The organism is Hyphomonas sp. CY54-11-8, assembly GCF_000682735.1.
In the GTDB taxonomy this organism is placed as follows: Bacteria; Pseudomonadota; Alphaproteobacteria; order Caulobacterales; family Hyphomonadaceae; genus Hyphomonas.
Genome location: NZ_AWFD01000035.1, coordinates 18287 through 41336, shown reverse-complemented (window position 1 = coordinate 41336; position 23050 = coordinate 18287). Strand labels below are relative to the sequence as shown.

Annotated in this window: 24 protein-coding genes; 15 read left to right on the top strand and 9 right to left on the bottom strand. The window is 63.5% G+C overall.

Translation table 11 applies throughout. The annotated features are described in order from the left end of the window. The first annotated feature begins 8 nt into the window (after positions 1–8). The 8 genes from HY17_RS15170 to sigJ all read left to right on the top strand — a co-directional run bounded on the left by HY17_RS15170 (position 9) and on the right by sigJ (position 6774). The gene (locus tag HY17_RS15170; RefSeq protein ID WP_034768186.1) at positions 9–197 is read left to right on the top strand and encodes a hypothetical protein; all 189 of its coding nucleotides are present in this window, start codon (positions 9–11) and stop codon (positions 195–197) included. Continuing rightward, positions 194–793 (top strand): murein L,D-transpeptidase catalytic domain-containing protein, encoded by a 600-nt coding sequence (locus HY17_RS15165; RefSeq protein WP_034768185.1) that lies wholly within the window; start codon positions 194–196, stop codon positions 791–793. Before HY17_RS15170 ends, HY17_RS15165 begins: the two co-directional genes overlap by 4 nt. Before the next feature lie 116 nt (positions 794–909). Next, entirely contained in the window at positions 910–1698 is a 789-nt protein-coding gene (locus HY17_RS15160) for a hypothetical protein (protein WP_034768184.1), read from the top strand. 33 nt (positions 1699–1731) lie between these two features. Then, on the top strand, positions 1732–2220 hold the full coding sequence (locus HY17_RS15155; protein ID WP_034768183.1) for a hypothetical protein: 489 nt from the start codon (positions 1732–1734) through the stop codon (positions 2218–2220). A gap of 822 nt (positions 2221–3042) precedes the next feature. Further along, on the top strand, positions 3043–4923 hold the full coding sequence (locus HY17_RS15150; protein ID WP_034768182.1) for an ABC-F family ATP-binding cassette domain-containing protein: 1881 nt from the start codon (positions 3043–3045) through the stop codon (positions 4921–4923). Between the two features lie 56 nt (positions 4924–4979). Beyond that, the gene (locus tag HY17_RS15145; RefSeq protein ID WP_034768179.1) at positions 4980–5366 is read left to right on the top strand and encodes a hypothetical protein; all 387 of its coding nucleotides are present in this window, start codon (positions 4980–4982) and stop codon (positions 5364–5366) included. Further along, positions 5363–5899, top strand: a complete 537-nt coding sequence (locus tag HY17_RS15140) for a hypothetical protein (RefSeq protein ID WP_034768177.1) — start codon at positions 5363–5365, stop codon at positions 5897–5899. Before HY17_RS15145 ends, HY17_RS15140 begins: the two co-directional genes overlap by 4 nt. Next, positions 5896–6774 (top strand): RNA polymerase sigma factor SigJ, encoded by an 879-nt coding sequence (gene sigJ / locus HY17_RS15135; RefSeq protein ID WP_034768176.1) that lies wholly within the window; start codon positions 5896–5898, stop codon positions 6772–6774. The genes HY17_RS15140 and sigJ overlap by 4 nt, the downstream gene beginning before the upstream one ends. Here sigJ and HY17_RS15130 read toward each other — a convergent pair. Beyond that, positions 6771–7400 (bottom strand): TetR/AcrR family transcriptional regulator, encoded by a 630-nt coding sequence (locus tag HY17_RS15130; RefSeq protein ID WP_034768175.1) that lies wholly within the window; start codon positions 7398–7400, stop codon positions 6771–6773. The two genes, sigJ and HY17_RS15130, sit on opposite strands and share 4 nt — an antisense overlap. A gap of 200 nt (positions 7401–7600) precedes the next feature. Here HY17_RS15130 and HY17_RS15125 point away from each other — a divergent pair, with 200 nt between their 5' ends. From HY17_RS15125 to HY17_RS15115, 3 genes are read left to right on the top strand one after another with little or no spacing between them, the layout of a single operon-like run. Continuing rightward, positions 7601–8134, top strand: coding sequence for a cupin domain-containing protein (locus HY17_RS15125; RefSeq protein ID WP_034768174.1), 534 nt, complete (start codon positions 7601–7603; stop codon positions 8132–8134). A gap of 15 nt (positions 8135–8149) precedes the next feature. After that, positions 8150–8926, top strand: coding sequence for an SDR family NAD(P)-dependent oxidoreductase (locus HY17_RS15120; protein ID WP_034768172.1), 777 nt, complete (start codon positions 8150–8152; stop codon positions 8924–8926). Positions 8927–8935: 9 nt separating this feature from the next. Beyond that, a complete protein-coding gene (locus HY17_RS15115; protein ID WP_051600170.1) occupies positions 8936–9997 on the top strand; it encodes a zinc-binding dehydrogenase in 1062 nt (353 codons plus the stop codon). Positions 9998–10193: 196 nt separating this feature from the next. Here the strand turns inward: HY17_RS15115 and HY17_RS15110 are convergent, their stop codons facing one another. Continuing rightward, positions 10194–11633: an amidohydrolase family protein gene (locus HY17_RS15110; RefSeq protein ID WP_034768170.1), complete on the bottom strand. Its 1440-nt coding sequence runs from the start codon at positions 11631–11633 to the stop codon at positions 10194–10196. Positions 11634–11669: 36 nt separating this feature from the next. Further along, positions 11670–12965: a phosphoribosylamine--glycine ligase gene (purD, locus tag HY17_RS15105; protein ID WP_034768168.1), complete on the bottom strand. Its 1296-nt coding sequence runs from the start codon at positions 12963–12965 to the stop codon at positions 11670–11672. 42 nt (positions 12966–13007) lie between these two features. Here purD and HY17_RS15100 point away from each other — a divergent pair, with 42 nt between their 5' ends. Continuing rightward, positions 13008–13421: a hypothetical protein gene (locus tag HY17_RS15100; RefSeq protein ID WP_034768166.1), complete on the top strand. Its 414-nt coding sequence runs from the start codon at positions 13008–13010 to the stop codon at positions 13419–13421. A gap of 101 nt (positions 13422–13522) precedes the next feature. After that, the gene (locus HY17_RS15095; RefSeq protein WP_034768164.1) at positions 13523–14155 is read left to right on the top strand and encodes a hypothetical protein; all 633 of its coding nucleotides are present in this window, start codon (positions 13523–13525) and stop codon (positions 14153–14155) included. A 73-nt stretch (positions 14156–14228) separates the two neighbouring features. On the opposite strand, the gene HY17_RS19640 is transcribed toward HY17_RS15095, so the two are convergent. Then, positions 14229–15092: a class I SAM-dependent methyltransferase gene (locus HY17_RS19640; RefSeq protein ID WP_081813186.1), complete on the bottom strand. Its 864-nt coding sequence runs from the start codon at positions 15090–15092 to the stop codon at positions 14229–14231. Positions 15093–15224: 132 nt separating this feature from the next. Here HY17_RS19640 and xseA point away from each other — a divergent pair, with 132 nt between their 5' ends. Both xseA and HY17_RS15080 read left to right on the top strand, forming a co-directional pair. After that, positions 15225–16628 carry an exodeoxyribonuclease VII large subunit gene (gene xseA / locus HY17_RS15085; RefSeq protein WP_034768162.1) on the top strand — a complete coding sequence of 468 codons (1404 nt, stop codon included), beginning with the start codon at positions 15225–15227 and terminating at the stop codon, positions 16626–16628. Positions 16629–16865: 237 nt separating this feature from the next. Further along, positions 16866–17294 (top strand): hypothetical protein, encoded by a 429-nt coding sequence (locus tag HY17_RS15080; RefSeq protein WP_034768156.1) that lies wholly within the window; start codon positions 16866–16868, stop codon positions 17292–17294. A 73-nt stretch (positions 17295–17367) separates the two neighbouring features. On the opposite strand, the gene HY17_RS15075 is transcribed toward HY17_RS15080, so the two are convergent. The 5 genes from HY17_RS15075 to HY17_RS19630 form a co-directional block, all read right to left on the bottom strand. Beyond that, the gene (locus HY17_RS15075; protein WP_034768154.1) at positions 17368–17577 is read right to left on the bottom strand and encodes a DUF3126 family protein; all 210 of its coding nucleotides are present in this window, start codon (positions 17575–17577) and stop codon (positions 17368–17370) included. 69 nt (positions 17578–17646) lie between these two features. After that, complete coding sequence (locus HY17_RS15070) at positions 17647–19029, bottom strand: hypothetical protein (RefSeq protein ID WP_065382768.1); 1383 nt, start codon at positions 19027–19029, stop codon at positions 17647–17649. Continuing rightward, a complete protein-coding gene (locus HY17_RS15065; protein WP_034768150.1) occupies positions 19026–19433 on the bottom strand; it encodes a hypothetical protein in 408 nt (135 codons plus the stop codon). Before HY17_RS15065 ends, HY17_RS15070 begins: the two co-directional genes overlap by 4 nt. Next, complete coding sequence (locus HY17_RS19635) at positions 19430–21163, bottom strand: SUMF1/EgtB/PvdO family nonheme iron enzyme (RefSeq protein WP_051600168.1); 1734 nt, start codon at positions 21161–21163, stop codon at positions 19430–19432. The genes HY17_RS15065 and HY17_RS19635 overlap by 4 nt, the downstream gene beginning before the upstream one ends. Positions 21164–21279: 116 nt before the next feature. Then, positions 21280–23025: a hypothetical protein gene (locus tag HY17_RS19630; RefSeq protein WP_051600167.1), complete on the bottom strand. Its 1746-nt coding sequence runs from the start codon at positions 23023–23025 to the stop codon at positions 21280–21282. Positions 23026–23050 lie beyond the last annotated feature (25 nt).

The window sequence follows — 23050 nt, the reverse complement described above, 5'->3', positions numbered from 1 at the left end:
CACGCGACATGCTCCAGATCAAAACCCTGATCACAGCGATCACTATCATTTGCATCGCCAGCGTATGCGTGGCGGGGCTTGTCACGTTCATGATCTGGCGAGAAGCTGGCCGTATGCTGCATCATGGAAAGGCAGCTTCCCTAACGGCAAAGACAGCACAACTTGCTGCACCTGTGAGGAGTAAAAAGGCACCATGAGACGTTTTCTGACCTTCACCAGTGTGAGTCTCGCCGCCCTTTGCCTTTCTGCCCTGCCCGCGGCGGCGATTCCCGTGGATCCGCAGGGCCTCATCCGGCCGGAACTGCTCGGCCAGGCGCTGGCTTCCCTGAAAGCGCATAGCGACACAGCAGACCAGACCCACCTCGTCGTCGTGGACTATGCCCGCCGCTCTGACGAGAAGCGGGCCTATCTGGTCAATCTGGAGACCGGCCTTGTCGAAGCCGCTTTCCGCGCAGCCCATGGATCCGGCTCCGACCCGGACCATGACGGCTTCCTCGACCAGTTCTCCGACGTGCCCGGCTCCTCGGCGAGCCCTGAAGGCGCCTACCTGCTGGCCGAGCAATATGTCGGCAAGCATGGCAAGTCGCTCCGTCTCGACGGCCTCGACCCGACCAATGCCAATGCCCGCGCCCGGGCCATCGTCATCCACGCTGCCGATTACGCCGAGCCGACCTTCCTGCAGAAATGGGGCAAACTCGGCCGCTCGAATGGCTGCATCGTGTTCTCAAAGAAAGACCTGGCGACCTTCCTGAAAGACGTGCCCCGCCGCACGCTAATCTACGTCGGCAAGTGACACGCAACCTGACATTTTGTTGTCAGTCCGCCAAAACCGCTTAGGATGACCTCAAGCCATTGAGCTTGGGGGACAATCAGAATGCGGCTCATTCCATCCACGCCAGAGGATTCTTGATGATCCTCCAGCGCCTCGCCACTTCGATCCGCAAGCAGGACTGGTTCACCGTTTTCATCGAGACGATGATCGTGGTCTTCGGTGTGTTCATCGGTCTGCAGGTCAACAACTGGAATGAGGCGCGGCAGCACCGGATCGAGGCAGAGTCCTCGCGTGAGCGACTGATTGCCGATTTGCACGCTGATCTTGATGCCTTTGCGGTTCGCCGGCAGTGGTACGAGGAAGTCGTGGCAGCCGCCCTGCGCGTTGATGACGCCCTGCGGTCCGATCCGCCCGAAACGGAAGATGAGACGTGGTGGTTTGTCCTCGACAGCTGGATTGCCGGTGGCGAATGGCCGTTCGCACCGTCGGCGCAGATCTATAAAGAACTTCAGAATGCTGGCGATCTGGACCTCATCGCCAGCGGATCGATGCAACGCCGACTGCGCGACTATTATGAAGACTCTGCCAACGAGATTAAAATATCACTGACATTCAGATCCGCCTATACCGACCTGGCGCGCCAATTGATCGAAGGCCGCGTCGGCATGCACATCGCTGACTGTCTGTCAGCGGCCAGTTTCGAGCCCAGCCTGCCAGGTACAAACCCCACTTCATTCTACAAAGACTGTCCGCCGCCAGAAGATTTTAGGCTCGTTATGCGCTCAGCCGCAAACCTCCGGGAATCGGCAGCGCTCCGTTCCCATCTGAACGCGCGTCTAAGCAATCTTTCGGGGCTTCAGTCATTGCTTGAATACCTTGCTCGACAGGCGGCATCACTGGTGGCTGATCTGGAGACAACTCGATGATCCTGCAGCGCCTAGTTCGACTGGAAAATCCAAATGAGCCTTGAGCAGATTGCCTATATCGCCCAGATCGCAGGCGTCGTCGTGGTTGCCGCCACCCTGATTTTCCTGACCATACAGGTCCGTCAGGGCACCGTGCTGCTGCGCTCGGAGTCGCGGCAGACACAGCTCGCGAATGACCAGACCGGCGTCTACAAATTCGTCGAGTTTCCGGAACTCGGCCGGATATTGTCGCAAGTCGAAACGCCGAGTTTCGAAGAGAAGACCAAGGTGATCTTCTGGATGATCGGCCAGATGCGTGCGCGGGAATATGAGTGGCTGCAATACAAGTCCGGCGCCATGGACAAGGAGTCGTGGGAAACCTATCGCGGCGTGATCTACTTCGTGCTGGGCACCGAACGCGGCCGCGCACTTTGGGCCCTGACGTCCGGTTATTTCAATGCCGGCTTCACGGCCATGGTCGAAGAGATGATCCGCGACGTTCCGCCCATCGAATACTGGGACGATCTGCAAGCAATCAAATAGGCGGCAGCTTCGCTGCGTCCTTCGGATTAAACTTCCGCCACAATCGAGATTCCTGCGACGGGAACTGCAGCGCGCTGCGTTTGACTTTTAAGCGGTTCGCCGCAACCGGTCCCGTTCGCTGTTGTATCCTCCCTGAAATGACACAGCGAACCGCCCGCCATGCTGTCTGCCTTACCCCCTGAGCCCCAACAGACTGCATGGCGGGCACCTCCATTTTCAGGCCCCGATTCCTTACCGGAATTTCACCTCTCACGAACGCGTGAATACCATGGAAACGGCGCCTGCTTCTCCCATATGGAAAGGACGAGAGAGGTCCCGTTCGAAACGTTTCTTTCCCCCCTGGAAACCGAACGGCGAACCGCCCGCCATGTCGTCCCGTCCTCACCCCCCGCGATAGACGACATGGCGGGTTTTGTCTCGCTTTTCGGCCGATATGGATAATTCGCGCGGGCCGGTCGTCATGTTCAAAAGTCCCGTTCGCTATGACAGCCCTGAAACTGCCAGACGCGGACTGCCCGCCGGGCCGGAAATCCCAACCGGGACGGCGGGCTCCACTTTATTCTCAGGTCAGCGAAAAAATTCTGGATAAAGCGCCGGACCGAAACGTCGTGTCTGTGAAGCCCGCACTTTGGGCCTTCTTCGCTGTGGATACCATATCCCCATTCTCCCACCGCACTCGGGGACAGCGAACAGCCCGCCATGCCTGGTCCTGCCCCCCCGGATTGATAGGCATGGCGGGCCCCTTTTTCCGCCACTGCACAGATTTTCTTCAGTATCATTCCCGGCCTTGCTTTCACCACAGGCGCGGTTACACACCCACGCATGCTCACCATCACGAACCTCGATTTTCAGGTCGAAGCCCGGCCCCTGTTCGAGTCTGCTTCCGCGCAGATCTCGGCCGGCTGGAAAGTCGGGCTTGTCGGCCGCAATGGCACCGGCAAGTCGACCCTGCTGCGCCTGATCCGGGAGGATGTGGAACATCCGACCAATGACGCCGCGATCCGGCTGAACACCGGCGCCCGGCTTGGCTGGGTGGCACAGGAAGTCGCCCCGACCGACGAGACCGTGCTGGAGGTTGTCCTCGCCGCCGACACCGAGCGCCACGCCCTGATGCAGGAAGCCGAGACCGCGACGGATCCGAACCGGATCGGCGAGATCCACGAACGCCTGATGGACATCGACGCCTGGTCGGCAGAAGCCCGCGCCGCCGAAGTGCTCCACGGCCTCGGCTTTTCGGATGAAGACCTCACCCGTGCGACCAAGGAATTCTCCGGCGGCTGGCGTATGCGCGCGGCCATTGCCGGCGTGCTCTTCTCCCAGCCGGACTTCCTGCTGCTGGACGAGCCGACCAACTATCTTGACCTCGAAGGCGCCGCCTGGCTGGAAACCTATATCCGAAAATATCCGTATACGGTACTGATCGTCAGCCACGACCGGGAAATGCTGAACCGCTGCGTGACCCACACGATGGCGCTGGAACACAGGAAGCTGTCAATCACGCCTGGCGGCTATGATGACTGGCTGAAGCTTCGCGCCGCCAAGCTGGCACAGCTGGAATCCCAGCAGGCCAAACAGGCCAAGGAGCGCGCGCACCTGCAGAGCTTCGTCGACCGGTTCCGCGCCAAGGCCTCGAAGGCCCGGCAGGCCCAGTCGCGCATCAAGATGCTGGAGAAGATGCAGGACATCTCCATCCCCGTCGCCGACCGCACCACGCCGTTCCACTTCCCGCCGCCCGCCGACAAGCTGGCCCCGCCGATGTTGGAACTGAAGGATGCCGATCTCGGCTATGGCGAAGGCGCGCGTATCCTGTCGAAGGTCAACCTTCGTCTGGATCCGGACGACCGGATCGCCATCGTCGGCGCAAACGGACAGGGTAAGACCACGCTGGTCAAATCCATCGCCGAACGCCTCCCGCTCATGGCGGGCCAGCGCGTCACGCCGAAGGCTGTCCGCATTGGCTATTTCTCGCAGGACCAGCTGGACGAGCTGTCTGAGGGCGATAGCGTGCTGGACCATGTGCGCCGCCTGCTGCCGCCGGACACGCCACCCGCGAAAGTGCGCGCCGCCGCGGCCGCCATGGGCTTCTCGGCGGAGAAAGTGGAAACAAAGGTCGAGAAACTGTCGGGCGGCGAAAAAGTGCGCCTGCTACTAGGCCTCATGTCCCATTCGGCGCCGCACATCCTGATCCTCGACGAACCGACCTCTCACCTCGACATCGACAGCCGCGAGGCACTTATCTACGCGCTGAACGACTTCCCCGGCGCCGTCCTCCTGATCACGCACGACGTGTACCTCGCCGAAGCGACCGCTGACCGTCTGTGGCTGGTGAAAGACGGCCGCGCGACGACCTATGACGGCGACCTCGAAGACTACCGCGCCCTCGTCATGAAGGCTGACCGCGCCGAGGCGAAAGAGGCCAAGTCAAAAGACGCGAAGCCGAAATCATCCGCCCCGAAACCGGCCGCCTCGCCGGAGGACAAGAAACGCCTCACCGCCCTGAAGAAAAAAGCCCGCGAAGCCGAGGAGCGGATGGAAAAGGCGAACGCCGCCATCGCGAAGATTGACGCGAAACTTGCCGAAGGCACCCCTCCGCCGGAAGAGCTTGAAAAGCTCCTGAAAACCCGCGCCACCCACGCCGAAACGGCCGAAGAAGCCGAACACGCCTGGCTCGAAGCCGCCGAAGCGCTGGAAGCCGAAGCCTAAGACCTGTCACAAAACCGGGCGCTGTCTCGTCATGTCCCTGAAACAGGAGACATGACATGTGGAGACCGATCCTTCTGCTCATTGCGGCAGCCCATTTCGCCAACGCGCTGATCATGTGGTTCGCGCCGCACACTTGGTACGAGACCGTGCCCGGCGTTGCGATGATGGGCCCGTTCAATCTGCACTTCGTGCGGGACATCGCCCTTGCCTTCGGGATGAGTTCCGGCGCGCTGGCCTATGGCATCCTGAAGTTTGACCGGACCGCTGCCGTCTGCGGCGCAGCGTGGCCCGCCCTGCATGCGCTCTTTCACATCTGGATCTGGTTCGCGCGCGGTGTGCCGCTCGACCAGATCGCCTTCGTGAACCTCACCGGCATCCAGATCCCCGCCTGGCTGGCCCTCGCCGCCGCCCTCAATTTTACCCGCAAGGAGATCAGAACATGATCCGCAAGATCCTTCATTCCCAGATCCGCAAATTCGGCCGCGCCTTCCGCTATGACGTGACCTATATGCACGAAATCGCGGATGTTTCGCCCGGCGCGGCAATCTCGCTGTCTCGCCTGCCGAACTTTTACAAGTATCGCGGCCCTGCGAGCGGCCACCCGGTCTGGACCGGCGCGCTATTGGCATCCACGCTGGAAGGCGATTGCGGCCCGTGTGCCCAGCTTGTCGTCGACATGGCACTGGCGAACGGCGCCGATGCAGACGCCTTGCAGGCCTGCGTGGAAGGCCGCCCGAAAGATGCCGGCGCCATGGGGCTCGGCTTCCGCTTTGCCTGCGCCGCCATCGCCGGAGACATTGGCGCCGACGATCTGCGCCGCGAAATCGAAAGCGAGTTCGGCAAGAAAACCGCGCTCTCCTGCGCCTTTGCGGCGGCATCTGGCCGTATCTATCCGGTGCTGAAACGCGGCCTCGGCCACGGTCAGGCCTGCCACAGGCTGGACTTTGGTGGCAAGGTCGTGAAGCTCGCCGCATGAGCACCGCCGACACTGCCCTGTTCGAAGCCGAACGCCCGGCCCTGACGGCCCTGTGTTACCGCATGCTGGGCGAGCGCGCCGGTGCAGAGGATGCGGTGCAGGACACCTGGTTGCGCTGGGAGCGGGCCGATCACGACGCCATCGAAAACCCCCGCGCCTGGCTACGCCGCACGGCCACACGCATCGCCATCGATGCGCTGCGCTCCGCCCGGGCACGGCGGGAAACCTACCCCGGCCCGTGGCTGCCGGAGCCGCTGGTGGAGAGCGAAAGCCTGGGTATCGAGGAACGCTTTGCGCTAGCGCAGGAGTGCGAGCTCGCCCTGCTCTGGGCGATGGAACGCCTGTCGGAAACGGAGCGGGCCGCCTTCATCCTGCGCGAAGCCTTCGATGCCGGCTATGACGAGATCTCAGCGGCGACCGGCAAGTCGGAGGCGGCCTGCCGCCAGCTCGTCAGCCGGGCGCACACACGTTTGCAGGAAAGCGGCCCGCGCTTTGACGCCTCGCCGGACGAAGTGTCTTCGCTGCTGCAACGCTTCATGAGCGCCGCCGCGGCGCAGGACCACGAGACCGCCCTCTCCCTGTTCTCACCCGGTGCCATCGCTTATTCCGACGGAGGAAAGAAAGCGCGCGCGGCCCTCCGGCCACTGAACGGCGCGGCCGAAATCGTGCAAGTGCTTTTTGCGGTGACGGAAAAGTCCGCGAAGATGGCAGAGACGACGCCATGGACGCTGGAACTCGGCCATGCAAATGGCACCCCGGCCATCATGCGCCGCGTGAACGGGCAGGTCGATTTCGTCATCACGCTCGCCCCCGGCGCAGACGGCCGCATTGCCTGGCTCTATATCATGCGCAATCCGGACAAGCTTCCGACCTAGCCTGCCAGCACCCGGTCGCAGAAAACCTGGTGCGATGTGCGGATTTCCTCCAGCGCATGGTGGATGATCTGCCGGTCCGGGTCGAACATGAGTTCCAGCGTCATCCCGCGCAGCGACAGGATCAGCATACGCGCATGCACGACCAGCGCCTCGATGTCGTTGACGCCCGCTTCTTCGCCGCGCCGCCGCGTTTCGGCGTCCAGCTCGATCTCGATTTCCTTGGTGACCCGGCCCAGCATGGCCGCCAGATCGGTGTCCCAGCGCGCCGCCAGCAGCACTTCCGTCACCGCCGCTGACACCGGCAGGCGTTGCGTTTCCCAGTAGAGGTCGCACAGACGACGAAGGCGCTCGACCGGATCTGAAATCCGGGCGAACCGGGCGCTGGTGTCGGCCATCATGCCGCGCATCGCGGCCTCAATGGTCGCGGTCATCAGGTCCAGCCGGGTCGGGAACTGGTTCAGGACGGATCCGCGGCTGATCCCGGCTTTCGACATGACGGCCTCGATTGATGTGCCGGCATATCCGCGCTCGTTCAGGCAATCGATACAGGCTTCGATCAGCTGCCGGCGGGTTTCCTCGCCGCGGCGGGTTCGCCGGCGTCCTGAACGCTCTTTCGTGTCGGTCATTCCGTTCGCCGCTTCCTACCCTGCCCGGCGCCGATAATGGTCAGCGGCCCGCCCGCGTCAACCGCGCTCGCCCAATATTAGTCAGTGTTGACTATTTGAAATTTCCCGCTAGCCTAGTTCAGGCAGAGAGACACGGGCCCAAGCCCGGCACCTGCGATGATGGCCCGAACCCCATCGCGGCCTCTGGGAGGAATTTGAAGATGAGCGACGCACCCGTCACCGAAAAACCGGCCGCAACCGGCTACCAGATTTTCCGCACGTCGGAGGCGCCCTCGCTGGACGAGACCGCGCATATGGAAGTGGCCGACATGACGCCAGACCTCGAAGCCGGCATCGGCGCCGCGCTCGAAGCCGGCTTTGCCGAAGGCAATGTGGTCAAGACCCTCTTCTCCCAGCCGGGCTTCAGCCTCACCTATGCCTGGTTCAAGAGCGGCTTCCCGCTTCCTCTTCATACGCATAATTCCGATTGTCTCTATTATATCGTCGCTGGCAGCCTCCAACTGGGCACAGACATGCTGGGTCCAGGCGACGGTTTCTTCCTGGGTGCGGGCAAGGCCTATCGCTACACGCCCGGCCCCGACGGCGTGGAAGTGCTTGAATTCCGTACCCAGGAAGACTTCGACATCAAGTTCCTCGCGAAGACGCTGCCAGCCTGGCAGAAGATTTCGGGGGTTATCTCCGAGCGCCGCTCCGCATGGGCAGACGAGTCTCCTCCCAGCTCTGTCCTGTCCTGACGGAGTGGCCATCGGATGACAAAAAGATTTGAAGACAAGGTCGCCGTCATCACTGGTGCTGCCTCTGGCATCGGTGCGGCAACCGCACGATTGATGGCGGGTGAAGGTGCCAGAGTCGTGCTCGCCGACATCTCCGAAGACGCGGCAAATGCCCTTGCCGCGTCGCTTGGTCCGGATGCCATGGCGGTGACCTGCGATGTCTCGAAAGAGGCGGACGTCGGCGCCCTCATCAAGGCCGCCACCGACGCGCACGGACGGATCGACATACTCTTCAATAATGCCGGTATCGGCAGTTTCGCCAATTCGGTGGAATTGCCGCCCGACCAGTGGGAACAGGTGATCGCGGTAGACCTGCACAGCGTCTACTATGCCTGCCACCATGCCATTCCGCACATGCCGCGCGGCAGTGCCATCGTGAATACGGCATCCATTTCAGGCCTGGGTGGGGACTACAGGTTTGCCGCCTACAACGCCGCCAAGGGCGCGGTAATCAACTATACGCGGGCGCTCGCCATAGACCATGCCCGTGACGGCATTCGCGTGAATGCCCTCTGCCCGGGCCTTGTCGAAACGCCCATCACTGCGGGCATGAACGAGATGCCCGGCCTGCCGCAGGAATGGCACAAGCGCATTCCGATGGGCCGCGGCGCCCAGCCGGCAGAGATGGCGAAAGTTGTCGCTTTCCTCGCGTCGGATGACGCGTCCTACATGACCGGCTCCATCGTCGTGGCAGATGGTGGCACAACGGCGCATACCGGCCAGCCGGAAGTCGCCCTCTTTGCCGGCATATAGGAGGGCTCGATGCGCGCGCTCACCCTGCAGGGAAAATCCTTTCGCATCTCGGACCTTCCCGATCCGTCACCTGCTGCCGGCCAGTTTTTGGTCCAGCCCCTCTTCAACGGCATTTGCGGCAGCGATCTTAGCCTGCGCAAGCAGATGGCGGAGCTGGCCGACGCCACGCCGCCGGAAGCGCAGCACCAGTTGCCCATCATCGTCCCCGGCCATGAGTTCTCGGCAAAAATCGTTGGCATCGCTCCGGGCACGGAGACAGAACTCAAGATCGGCGACCGGGTGACCGGCCTGCCCTTCACGCACAGCCATGACGGCCCGGCCTGTATCGGCCTTTCGCCTTTCCACAGCGGCGGGCTCGCCACGCTCTCCTGCATCGATGCTGAGCGCACCTTCCGCGTGCCGGACGGCATTCCGGACGACCTCGCGGCGCTGACCGAGCCATTCTCGGTCGGCCTGCACGCCGTGAATCTCGCGAGCCGCAATGACGGGCCGAACATGGTGATCGGTTGCGGCCCGGTGGGGCTTGCCGTCATCCTGGCGCTGAAGATCGCCGGGCGGGGGCCCATCCTTGCGGCGGATTTCTCGGCCGAGCGCCGCGCCGTCGCTGCCAGCCTCGGCGCCGACATCGTGTTCGACCCGGCCAGTGACAGCCCCTACGAGCGCTGGAGCGATCTCGGCCACGAACCGGCCCAGATGTCACCGCTGCTGGCGCGGGACTTCCGCGGACAGCCGCACGGGCAGAACATTTTCGAATGCACCGGTGCACCCGGCGTCATGGGCCAGATCATCCAGTCGGCCCCGGCGCATGCCCACATCATCGTGGTCGGCGTCTGCCCGCATGAAGAGAAGATCACGCCGCTGGAGGGGATCACGCGCGAACTGACGCTGGAGTTCAGCTTCGCGTACCGGCCGGAGGAGTTCAGCACGGCGCTTCACCTGATCGAAGCCCATGCCGATCAGGCTGCCCGGCTGATTACCAGCCGCCAGCCGCTGGCCAGCACCGAAGCCGCCTTCGATGCGCTCGCCAAGGATCCTCATGAAATCAAGATCCTGATCGCCCCCCACGCCTGAGGGCCATGCGCTCGGAAAAAAAGTCGTCCGCCGGGCAAATTTCCGCGACGGATTTCCGGCGCTCATGCGTTTGAAATTCAGGACGCCTCACAGCGTCCCGCGTTTTGCCCGCCGCACTCCCCCCAAATCGCCTAGCGGCGGGCAAACCGCCATTTCTGGACCGCACATCCAAGGCATGGCGCACCTGCCGGTTTGCCTATTCGCCCGTCAGCGCGCTCAGATCGACACCATATTCGGCGAGCCCGCCAAACACGTTCGTCATCGTCCGTTCGGGATTCTGCTGCGCCGAAGACTGGCGCAGCCCATCCAGCGCCGCGCGGTCCAGCCAGGCCCCGCGATAAACGAGCCCGGCCGGTTCTGTGGCGCAGGCGATGTCCGCCAGGGGGTCGCAGGGCAGCAGGACCAGATCCGCCGCGCACCCGGCCTCGACACAGCCATCCTGCCCCGCCGTGCCCAGCACCATGGAGGGCGTGTGGGTCGCTGACCGAAGCACGTCATAAGGCGTCAGGCCTGCATCGGCCAGCAGGACAAGTTCCTCGCCCAGAGACTTGCCGGGAATATTGGTGAAGATGCCCGCATCCGTGCCGGCCAGCAGGGTCACGCCTTCTTCCTGGAAGATCTTTGCCACACGGGCATAGAAGGCGGCATCCTCTGCCGCCGGTGCCGGATCCTGCCCTGCCCAGAAAGTCTGGTGCTCCACCTCGGTCTGCTGCTCGACCGCATTCAGGAACTCTGTACCCGGACGGCTGACGGCAGCACCATCAGTCTCGGCCACCAGCACCAGATTGCGGTGCGCCAGAAGTGTGGACGTCACCGGCACGCCTTCTGCGGCGATCTTCCGGCCAAGTTCCCGGGCGGCGTCTTCATCATGCCGGTTGCGCAGGCCATGCCAGACAACGGATTCGATGTGTTCGATGGTCTCGAAATGATTGGCCAGGACTTCCTCGAATGAAATGTCGAAAGGCTTTTCGTCCGGCATGCCGTCTTCCCGCACGCTCTCCGGCGTGTGGCCCGAGACCGGCATGCTGCGCGCGGCGGCCTCTTCGATGATGGCTTCATAAGCCGGCCGGGTCAGGTTGGAGTAGACCTTGATCCTGTCAAAACCGGCCTCGGCCTGCCAGCGAACCGCGGCGCGGGCTTCGTCTGCCGTTTCGACGATCTGGTGATTGATCTGCGCATTTGCACCCTGGCTGTTCAGGATCGGTCCGGTTGTAACGAGATGCGGCCCCATCACCTCCCCCGCTTCGATCTGTTCCGCCAGAGGCAGGTGGAACGACAGGCCGGACATATTGCGCACCCGCGTCACGCCCCAGGAAAGGTAAGCGCCCAGCTCCGCCTGATCCCAGATATGGACATGCATGTCAGTCAGGCCCGGCACCATGGTCTGCCCGGCACCGTCCACCGTTTCCGGCGCCGACAGGCCGTCAACCGTGTCACGCACGGCGAGGATCTTCCCGTCCTTCACCAGCACATAGGCGTTCTCACGGATCGCCGGCGTCTCGCCATCGAACCCGATCGTGCGCACATCGCGGATCAGCAGGTCCCCGGATAGCGGTTCGGGTTCAGGCCCGGTCGCGCAGGCCGCGAGGGCCGCCATGGCCAGTGCGGCCCCTGATCTTTTGAGGGTATGCGCCATCTTTTTCTCCTGACTGCCGCAGCGCGGCCGGGATCCTTATCCCCGTTCCAGCGCGCGCCAGCCAATGTCGCCGCGGCAGAAGCCTTCCGGCCAATCGATCGCGTCGACCCCGGCATAGGCCCGGTCGATCGCCTCGCGCAGCGTGCTTCCGCTGGCCGTGACGTTCAGCACGCGCCCGCCATTGGCGGTCAGCATGCCCAGCTGGTTGCGGTCGGTCCCGGCATGAAAGACATGCACGCCCGGCAATTCGTTCGCCTTGCCGACATGCTTGATGACCGAGCCCTTCTCGACGGCACCGGGATACCCCGTCATGGCCATCACCACGGTTGCGGTCGGCTCGAACTGGTCCAGTTCCAGCAGCGCCTCAAAGGCCTCTTCATTGCCCTTCAGTCCGCCGGTCGCCGAGGCGAGCAGCACCGGGACGATGTCGCCCTTCAGGCCCTTCATCAAGACCTGGCATTCCGGATCGCCGAAGCGGGCGTTGAACTCCACAACCTTCGGGCCCTCGGCCGTCACCATGACGCCGATATAGAGCACGCCCTGATACGGCATGCCGTCCTTCGCCATGCCTTTCAGCATCGGCTCGGCAATCTCGCGCTTCACGCGGGCCATGATCTCGTCGGTCACGACCGGCGCCGGGGCATAGGCGCCCATGCCGCCGGTATTCTCACCCGTGTCACCATCGCCGACGCGCTTGTGGTCCTGCGCGGCAGGCAGGTAGATCGCGCCCTCGCCATCGGTGATCACGAAGATGCTGGCTTCCTCGCCATGCATGAACTCCTCGATCACCAGCGTGGCGGAGGCGTCGCCGAAGCGTCCGCCCAGCATTTCGTCCACGGCGGCATCCGCATCGTCCAGCGTTTCGGCGATCACGACGCCCTTGCCGCCTGCCAGTCCGTCGGCCTTCAGCACGTAAGGTGCCTGCATTTTGCGCAAAAAGGCTTTTGCCAGCCCAGCTTCCGTGAATTCGCCATAAGCGGCCGTCGGCACGCCATAGGCTGTCATCCGGCCCTTGGAAAAAGTTTTTGATGCTTCGAGTTGTGCCGCTTCCTGGCTCGGTCCAAAGACGTCGAATCCGCGCGCCCTCAGCACATCTGCTAGCCCCTCGGCCAGCGGCGCCTCAGGCCCCACGACAACCAGGTCCGGTTCCACCTGAAGTGTAAGTTTTACAAGGTTCTCGATATCTGTCGCGCCGACATCGAAGCACGGGCCGACCTCGTCCATACCGGGATTTCCCGGCGTCGAATGCACCACGTCAACCAGCGGCGACTGGGCCATTTTCCAAGCCAGCGCATGCTCGCGGCCACCCGATCCGATGAGAAGAATATTCATGAAGCGCTTGATGCTCGGCTCTGCGTCTGAGATCAAGTAGATATGAGCGGACAAAAAGACATGAGCGGCCTGTGGAGTGGAGAGTTCCGGTACGACGCCAATGGCGAGTGCGTAAACTTCACGGCCATGCTCACCGAAATCGACGGCAAACTGTGCGGCACGACACTGGAACCGGTGACGTTCGGCCCGCTGCTTGGCTACGAACCTGAATATGATGCGACTGTCCGGGGGGACCGCTGCGGCCAGCACGTTCTGCTCTCGAAACGCTATACGCCCGACACCGGCATCATCCAGCCGGACCTGATCTATTGCGGGGCGGTGGATGCGTCCTTTACCCGGTTTACAGGGCGCTGGTCCTTCTCCGAAGATGCGCGGATCTCCGGCACTTTCACACTCAGCCGCGTCTCCACCCGCACGGGCGCCTCGCTAGCGGTCCAGCTCGCCGCCGGGGCCTGATGTAGGACAGACGCGGCGGTTTCCGCGCCCTGTTGCCTTTGCTTGCAACTGATCCGGCTATGCCGATCCAACGGGATACCCGCCGCAGGCACTCTTGCGGGATGAGCTTTCCCGTCCCTGCCCGCACCCATGATCTGATCAGCCGCTGGTGGTACACCGTGCAGGACGCGGTACAGAACTTGTGGCGGCGCTGCAATCCTGCTGAAGGCACCGCGCACAATACCGGGAGCGATATGGCGGCTCCGCGCCTGCCGCGCATCGAGGCGGGCGCCATCTCGCTGACCCTCAGCATTTTCGAGGCGCTGGTCCGGCGTATGCTGGTTATCATGTGCGCAGAGTATGGCCCGATGGTCCCGCCACCGGAGGGCGGGCGCCTCCTCTTCTGCCTCGATGAATGCCTGCCCGTGCCCGTGATCCGCGCGCCCCGTGCGGGCGATCCGGACTATTGCCTGAAGGCCCCGGCGGCCGGGGTTCCCATGCCCGCATACAGGATGGTGGATGGACTGATGTCGTCTGCGCCTTTGCGGAAACGGATCGCGGCGCTGATCCATGTGTTCGAGCACGGCGAGCTTTACCTGCAGGCCATGAGCGCGCGTCTCCTTGCGCCGCCGAAGCCGCTACTGGCGCCCCAGCCGAAAGCCTTCCTCGATCCGACGCTGGACCCGGAAAAGGCCGACAACATGCAATACCTGCACGGAGTCGCGCTGGACGCGCAGAGCCACGACTCGTCCTGACGCTTTGCGCAAAATCAGGCCTGCCCGCTCCCTCACGCGCTGTGACGGGAGGCGAACGCGCTGGCGGAAACGCCTAGGCCGGCTTCCTCAGTACAAGGACGTCCTGGAAATCCTGTCCCGGCACGGGGGCTTCACCACTCCAGTGGCCGTATTTCACCGGCGGGACGAGATCCAGCCCCGCCCTGGCGACCCAGCCCATGAAGACCGTCTCGTCGAACGCGATCATCGCTTCCGGCACTTTCGTATCGCCGACATGCGCGACGTCGCCGAAACGATGGAATTTCACGAAAGCCTGCCCGCTTGTCGCCGGGGCTCGGCGCGCCTCCGTCATCAGAAAGGCGGTCACATAGGCCCGCCCGCCGGGCCGCAGGCTGCGCCCGATTTCGGCGATGTAGTTCTCGGCGTCTGCTGGCAACAGGTGCGTGAAGACGGAGGTGGCGAAGGCCACATCGACGCTGCCGTCACTGACGGGGAAGCGATAGGCTTCGGCCCGGCTGGCTGTCTTCTGGCGGTATTCGGTGTTGAACACGTCTGCCCGGACGATGCGGAACGGCGCCGCAGCTGGCGGGAGGTGCCGGATCATCCAGGCAAGTCCGCTGGGGGCCACGTCAAATCCGGTATAGCAGCCCTTGGGCGACAGATAGTCCGCCAAGGCAAAGGCAACGCGGCCTGTGCCGCAGCCAATGTCCAGCACATGATCGTCCCGCGTCAGGCCCGCTTCATTGATCAAATGGCTGAGGATCACGCGGCCAACCGTGTGAAATTCGCCGCCGCCGACATCGTGCAAACTGGACCATGGTGCCGGTTTCGCGCCCGGTTTCAGGCGGGCCCGAATGCTCGCCAGGTCCCGGCCCAGGCACAGCAATCGGCGCCGCACCGAACGCGGCAGCACGCCTGCCGCCGCTCGATACCACGGCCTGGAAGTCTGTTGGGTCATGAGGCAGGTCCGGCTGGCAGGAGAAGGAAACAGCCCCAAGCTGCTTAGGGAGTCGGCGACAGAGGTCAAGCCTTGCAGCCTCTGCTTGTTCTGGGCCTTGCCCCGGCCCGCAACCGCGTTCAGAAAAGGAGCATGTCAGATGCCCCCGTTTCCAACGATCCCGCTCTCAGCGTCTCCGACCTCGCCGCCAGCCTGAAGCGGACGATCGAAACGAATTACGACCATGTCGTCGTGCGCGGCGAGCTGGGCCGGGTCACCATCGCCCGCTCCGGCCACATGTATTGCGACCTGAAGGACGACAAGGCCGTGCTGAACACGGTGATGTGGAAAGGCCAGGTCGACCGCCTGCCCTTCCGGCCGGAAGAAGGCCTGGAAGTCATCGCGACGGGCAAGCTGTCGATCTATGCGGGCCGGTCGAACTATCAGATGATCGCCGCCTCCATGCGCCCGGCCGGCGCCGGAGCGCTGATGGCCCTCCTGGAAGAACGGAAGAAAAAGCTCGCCGCCGAAGGCCTGTTCGCGGCGGAGCACAAGAAACAGCTGCCCTTCCTGCCGCGCACCATCGGCGTGGTGACCAGCCCGACCGGCGCCGTCATCCGCGATATCCTGCACCGCATCCGTGACCGTTTCCCGGTCCGCGTGATCGTCTGGCCGGCCCTCGTGCAAGGCGACAGCGCCGCGGCTCAGATCACCGCCGGCATCAAGGGCTTCAACGCCATGACCGGCGCCGACCGCCCGGATGTACTGATCGTCGCCCGCGGCGGCGGCTCGATCGAGGACCTCTGGCCGTTCAACGAGGAAATCGTCGTCCGCGCCGCCTTCGAGAGCGAAATCCCGCTGATCTCCGCCGTGGGCCACGAGACCGACACGACGCTGATCGACTATGTCTCCGACGCCCGCGCACCGACGCCGACCGGCGCGGCCGAAATCGCCGTGCCGGTGCGCCAGGAGCTGCTGCTGCAGACCAGCGAGGCCGGCGAGCGCCTGAAACGCGCCCTCGCCCGCCGCACCGGACAGGCGAAGGACAAGCTGACCGCCGCGCGCCTGCCGCGCCCGGAGAGCCTGCTGCAGACCAAACGCCAGCGGCTGGACTATGCCGCCGCCACCTTGCCTCGCGCCGCCCTCGCCCTGACGCAGAAGGCCCGCGTCCGCCTCTCGCGCCTGACCATCAGCCCGGCCAGCCTGCGCAGCGAAATCCGCACCTCCAAACAGCGCTTGCGCGATGTTGCCGTGCGCGCCTGGCCTGCGCTGACCCGCCTGATGCAACAGCGCGAAACCGCACTCGCCACGCAGGGCAAGCTGCTGGAGACGCTGTCCTACCAGTCGACGCTGAAGCGCGGCTATGCGCTGGTGCGAGACGATGCCGGAAAGCTCGTCCGCTCCGCCGGCCCGGCCGCGAGCGCCGCCAGCCTGAAGATCAGTTTTGCAGATGGGGACGTGACCGCAGTGCCAACCGGGTCTTCCGGATCACCTCCGGCCCCTGCCTCGAAACCGACCAAGGCAAAACCAAAAGGCCAGCAAGGCTCGCTTTTCTAGGCCGCGTCTGCCTACGGACAAATACGGACTTGCCATCCTGCGAGGGAATGGCTACCCGGCCTGTATGCACAAACACGCGATCACCGTTCAGCAACAGACCCGGTTCATCCAGCCGGCGCGTGCTTGTGCCTGGCGACTGCCTGACTGACCGCGCGTCACGACAGCATTCGACCAAACAAGCCCCGCCACCCGGCGGGGCTTTTGTTTTGGTCCCGCCATGACTGAAGGAACGACAAGATGAGTTTTGAAACCGATACCGATATAGCCGACTTGCTAGATGGCTTCCGCAACCGGACACTGCCGAAGGAAAAATGGACCCATGCCGCGCATTGGGCCGCCGCCCTTGGCCTGATCGCGGAAGACGCCGCCGCCGCATATCGCGGCATGCCCGGCATGATCCGCAGCTACAATGAATCCGTGGGTGGCCGGAATACCGATACCGAAGGCTATCACGAAACGATCACCATCGCCTCGCTGAAAGCGGCCGAACACGCCTATCGCGCTGCGCCCGAAGGTTCGCCGCTGCACACCGTCCTGACCGGCCTGCTGGCCGGCCCGTGCGGAAAGCCGGACTGGGTTTTCGAGTATTGGCGGCGGGACACGCTGTTCAGCGTGAAAGCCCGGCGCGAATGGGTCGAGCCGGACATACGCGCCCTGCCTTATTAGGCAGGCCGCACACTGGCCGGTCAAACCAGCCTGAAACGGGACCGTTCCACCGACGGGACGATCCCGCGACGGCTTAGCCGTTGATGTCTTCTTCCAGCACGGTCATCTGGAACTGGTAGGAGGTCTCGCCCTCGTCGACGTCCTTATAGACGACGGCCAGGAACTCGGCGCCGAGATAGACTTCGACAGAATCGTCCGTCTTGTCGCGCGGCAGCAGGCGCAGGCCGGGATTCAGCTTTTCTTTGAGATAGGCTTCGAGGCGGAGCGTTTCTTCGCGGGTCATTATAAGTGTCCTTTTCTTCGCGAGGCGCAACCTAGTTGGTTTCTCTATGGGTTCAACAGCAAGGCTGCATCAAATTCCGCCCGATTCCACAAGGCAATGCGCCGCAAGCTCATCGACTTCGTCAGAATAGGTCTGCGGCAGCAGGCGCATCAGCTCTGCCTTGTCGATCTGGCCGCAGTCCATCAGGGACAGAACCATGGCCGTATCATTCTGGATACGCCGCATTTCCTGAACAGCCTCGCGGCTGGCACCGCCCCGCTTCAGCGCCTGTTCGTTTTCGCGCGCCGCGATGTTACGCACCGTCAGGTTCCAGGCCAGTGGCAGGATGTTGTCGATGCTCTCGGTATGGGACAGCGCGGCTGGCCAGTCTTCCTCAAGGATATAGATGAAACCCATGTTTTCTTCCGTATACGCCACGCCAACGCGGGTGGAGCCGCGATCGGCCCTTATCTTGGCCGCTGTGCGCAGTTCCGACAGGGCCTCCTGAAGGGCGACATTCTTGTCCTGGCCTTCCGGCAATTGCGACTGCGCGGCCAAGGCGATCAGCGTAGTGCCCACGCCATGATGCGCCATCTGGGATTGTTCCAGCGTGATATCCTCAGGGTCGGATTCCATCAGCTTCGCTGCCTGGCTGAAGGCTTCATAGGCCAGCAAGGCATCGCCGCGCTTGCGCAGGCATTGCCCCTTCCAGAGCAGCAGCATCGGCTCGTTCAGGCCCCGCGCAGCGGCCTGGTTCACATAGTCGACGACCGTGGAACAGCCCCGGTTCCAGCCAAGGGAGTTCCCGTTCGCCTTGCGGTATTCCAGCATGGCAAGACCCGCTGCGCCGACGCCCTGATCGGTCAGACTTGAACTGTCATCCAGCAGGGTCTGGAACTCGCTTCGCACTGTGGCGGATTCGACCTGCCCGCCCCAATCGTCCAGCGCCGCCTGCATCAGGACGCGCTCGCCATTTGTCAGCAGGCTGACGCTGCCTGCCTGATCCGCGCGCAGCACCATGGCGACGACTTGCGAGGTCACCTCGTTCATCGTCTTGCCGAGAATGTGCCCCCGCGCGATGGACACGGCGCGGTCCTTGTAGGAGGCGATCTGCCCTGGTGAGCCGGCCTGTTGCAGCTCCCGCGACAGCTCGGCCTGCCGGCGGGCGGCCTCGTTCTCTTCACGAATGGCAACCAGCTGCGCCTGTGTGGACTCCCTCTGCCGGCTTGCTTCGCCTGCCACAATGCGCAGGTTTACCTGATTCAGCTGTGCCTGCCGGGCATATTCCGCGCGCAGGCCCTGAAGCTCGAAATAGAAATAGATCACGCTGCCCACTGCGATCACCGCAGCCGTTGCCAGCAAGGCCGCCAGGGCACGCACGAGGAAGCGGAAAGACTGCTGCTCGCCCTGCAGCTCCATCAGCAGGTCCAGCGATGTGACCGGCGACCGGCTTGTCTCGTTTTCCGTGCTCACCACTCCGTTCCCCCTGAATCGTTCAGCTTCGTCCCGCGCCAGACATCCGGTCCGAACATCGGCTCCAGCAGCAGGCGCAGGCCCGTCTCGTCTTCATTTTCCCGCAGGAACGCCTCCGCGATCAGCAGCTTGATCCGCGTCTGACGCATCCGCCACATCCTGAGGGCTGCACCGATGGCGGTGGCCACAAAAAAGTTCGATGCGCCGAGAATCCGTTCCGGATTGCCGGAAAAGATGCGCTCGCCGACTGGCAGCGGATATTGCCCGAACAGGGTCAGCAGGAACACGCTGAACGCCGCCAGTGCCGCCAGCATCGCCCCGATCAGGAGTGTCCGGTTCAACCGGGACTCGGCTTTCAGCTGGTCCCGGTGATGGCTGATCAGGGGGCTGATGGACTGGATCATGACGGATCAGGATCCCTCGCCACACGGAAGCCTATGGCATCGTCCCGCCCGCCCGGCGGGAACGCGTCCCGCACGGCAGAGCGGACATAGGACGGAATCTTCTCCCAGCTACCGCCCCGCACCGAGCGCGAGCATTTCTCCGCGCCCGGTTCAGCCTCCGCCTTGCCGATGCGGCCCATATAATCGTGGCTCCAGCAATCGGCGACCCATTCAGCGGCATTGCCATGCATGTCATACAGGCCAAACGCATTCGGCGGATATGACCCGACCGGCATCGGCTGGCGCGGCCATTTCCCTTTCGGCCCGCCATTGTACTGGCGCCCGCCGGCATTGAAGTTTGCATCCTTATCGGTGAGATAGTCGCCGGTGCTGAACGCTGTCGTCGTACCCGCGCGGGCGGCATATTCCCACTCCGCCTCGTTCAGCAGGCGATAGGGCTCGCCCTCCACCTTTTCGTTCAGCCAGCGGACATAGTCCATCGCTTCCCACCAGGTGATGTTGATGGCGGGCATGGCGCCGCGTTTCCAGCGGTCAGACCGGGTTTCAGCTTTCGCCTCATTCCCGGCGCAGCCACCTGCGGCGATGCAGTCGTCGAGATCAGCCCAGCTGATTTCCTTTTCGGAGGCTGCAAAGAGGCCGACCTGCGGTTCCCATTGCGGGCCTTCGGTGTCCTTGCGCTCCGGCTCGCTCTCAGGCGAGCCCATAAGGAATGTGCCTGCCGGAATCGCAACCATCTGCGGGCAGTCCGTGCAATCCCTGAACTTGCGCGCCTCGACCGGGCCGCCATTGGCCGCCGCCGCGAAAGCACCTTGTCGCAAAAGGCCAGAGACCGCGCCCGTCGCGGGCGAAGCCGCCGGACCTGGCACGGGCGCCTCGCTGGTCGATGCCATCGACCGTGTTCCGGCTGGAAGGCGCGTCGAGAGCACCGAATCCGAAATCTCCGTGGGCGCAGAGGCGGGGGCACCGCTGCAGCCTGCGAAGCAAAAGTCTGCGCCGGTCAGGCCGGAATTATAGAACGGGGTCTGCAGCCCGCCGGTCGCCGCATTGACGCTGTCCGCGACGCGCTTGAACACTTGTTCGGCGATCAGGTTCTGCTGTTTCAGCGTCTGCGCCAAAGCGAGCGCGAAGGCGGAATTCGTACCGTCGCCGTCATAGGCGACGTAACCGGGCGCCGTAGAATAGGAGATCAGCAGGCCGCGGGCGGGTTTCACCTCGGCCAGTCCGCCCGCTGCACTGCGCGTTGCACTTGGCAGCGGATTGTCCCGGCAGGCATCCAGGATCACGAAGTTTACCGCATTGCCCGCATCCTCGACATAGCGCAGCGCATCGCCGAGGCGCGGCGCCTGGCGCCAGATGTCCTGTTCAGACCGGGCATTGGCATCCACCGGCACGAGATAGTTCAGGCCCTGAGACTGCACGCCGTGCCCGGCATAATATATCAGGCCCACGGCCTTGTTGCCACCGGCCTTCAGGCGCGCGCCATGGGCGGCGAACGCCTCCTCCATCCGGTCTTCCCCGGCATTCAGGACGAGATCAACCTCAAAGCCGACGTCGGCGAGGGATTCAGCCATCAGGCGGGCATCATTTGCGGGATTGGCCAGCTGCCATCCCCGTTGCTGATAGTCAGAATTCCCAATCACCAGCGCATAGCGCGCAGGCTGGACCGCTTGGGCCTCGGAGGCCAGCACGACAAAAAAACCTGCAATTCCAAGCAGGAATAGGCGAAGCATGGCACGTGTCCCCTTCCCTTGAGATCGTCACCGTCATCCCCAGCACTGGAACTCAGCTTAACCGCAATTCGGCGGAGGGGAAAAGGGGAAGATATGGACCGCTCAGGCAGAGTTGATCAGCTGGCCGGATGCTTCGCAGACGTCGGCAGTTTGGCCAGCTCCTTGGCTTGGCTGACCCATTCATCCCGCTCGATCCGGCCCTTGAAATGCTCCAGCTTGTTGTCGACCCATTCGATCTCCGCCGGGCCCCACTCGGCAATCTGCCAGAAATAATAGACGCCGATCTCGTTCAGCAGTTCCCCCAGCATCGGTCCAATGCCGTTTATCACTTCCAGATCGTCCTCGTTCCCGAAGGCAGGCTCGATCAGCAGATTGGCCTTGTCACCGGGCCGGAGCGCGATTTCCAGCGGGTGGGCCGTGCTTTCCGGCTTCACCTCCGGCTCTGGCTCTGGTTCCGGCTCGGCCGGGCGTTGCGGCGGCGGGGCTTTGGGAAACACCTGGTCGATCTTGGCGAAGGCGGACGTTTCCGGCCGCGGCGGCGATGCGACAGGCTGGCGGTAGACATACTCGCCCTCCCCGCGCAGATGACTGAAATCCCTTGCACGCAGGATGTGGTTCAGGGCGGCCAGCGTATACTCGATATTGGCCAGACGGCTGTCGACCACGCCCATGTCGAGCCGGGCATCCAGCTTGCGCATGGACGAAAGCACCGGCGACAGGTCCGGCTCGCGCATCGCCAGCATGGAATCCTGCAAGGCTGCGAGACGGCGCTCCATCGGGCCGAAGTCCGGCAGCGACTGCAGCTCGACCCGCAACGAGGCGAGCGCGGATTCGACATTCGACAGGCGCGTCTGCACCGGCGTCAGGTCCACACCCGACCGGGCCAGCATCGCCACGGTATGCTCCACGCCGGACAGTTTGGAGTGCAGCGACGCACTGCCGCCTTCGATATCGGCGAGCTTGGTGTGCATGACACGCATGTCTTCGGACGGCGCCCGCAGCATGCCTTCGATATTGCGGAACTCGTTGACCAGCGGCGTGAAGTCCGTCTCCGGCAACTCGATGTTGGCGACCGCATCCTCGATCTTCGACATGCGCTCCTTCACCGAGTCGAGATCCGGCACACGCAAGCCCGCCAGCGAGGAGGAAAGCGTCGACATGCGGATCATCAGCTCTTCGATGTCGGCCTTGCGGGCCGTATCGATCCGGTCGGCAAACTCGGCGAGCCGCGCTTCCATGGCCGCCATGTGCGTACGCACCGGCTCGAAGTCTACATCCGGGAACTCCATGTTCTCGATGGCCAGCTCCAGCCGCGTGAGACCGGAATGCACCGGGCCGAGATCGACCTCCGGCATGGTCTGGCCACGGATAAGCTCTTCCAGTTGAGCCAAGCGGATTTCAAGCGGATCGAGATCGGCATTCTGCAGGCTGGCCACTTCATTGGAGACAGACAGGAGCGAGCTTTCGATATCAGACAGGCGGCCCAGCACGCCTTCCAGCGCTTCGTCCGGCTGTTGCATCAGGGTTTCCATCCGGCTGAGCAGGCCGCGCGTTTCGGTGAACCGGTCATTGATCGCACCAAGGCCGGCACCACCGGTCAGCGACAGCGCGCTTTCAATCTTTGCCAGGCGTTCATGCAGGGGCGACAGGTCCGGCGGGGCCAGGCTGGCAAGGCTCTCCTTCAGTTCTTCCTTCGTTACCGGCGGTGGCTGGTCCTTGGCGCGCTCAGCGCCGGTCAGCAATTCCTCGTGATAGACGGTGACGTCCTCGAAGTTCCGGCGGAACCACCACCACGCAAGGCCCGCCCCGCACGCGGCGGCGAGGACCATCAGCAGGAAAATCTGGAGCAGCAGGAACAGCATGGATTTTACTCGTATCAGGGGCCGC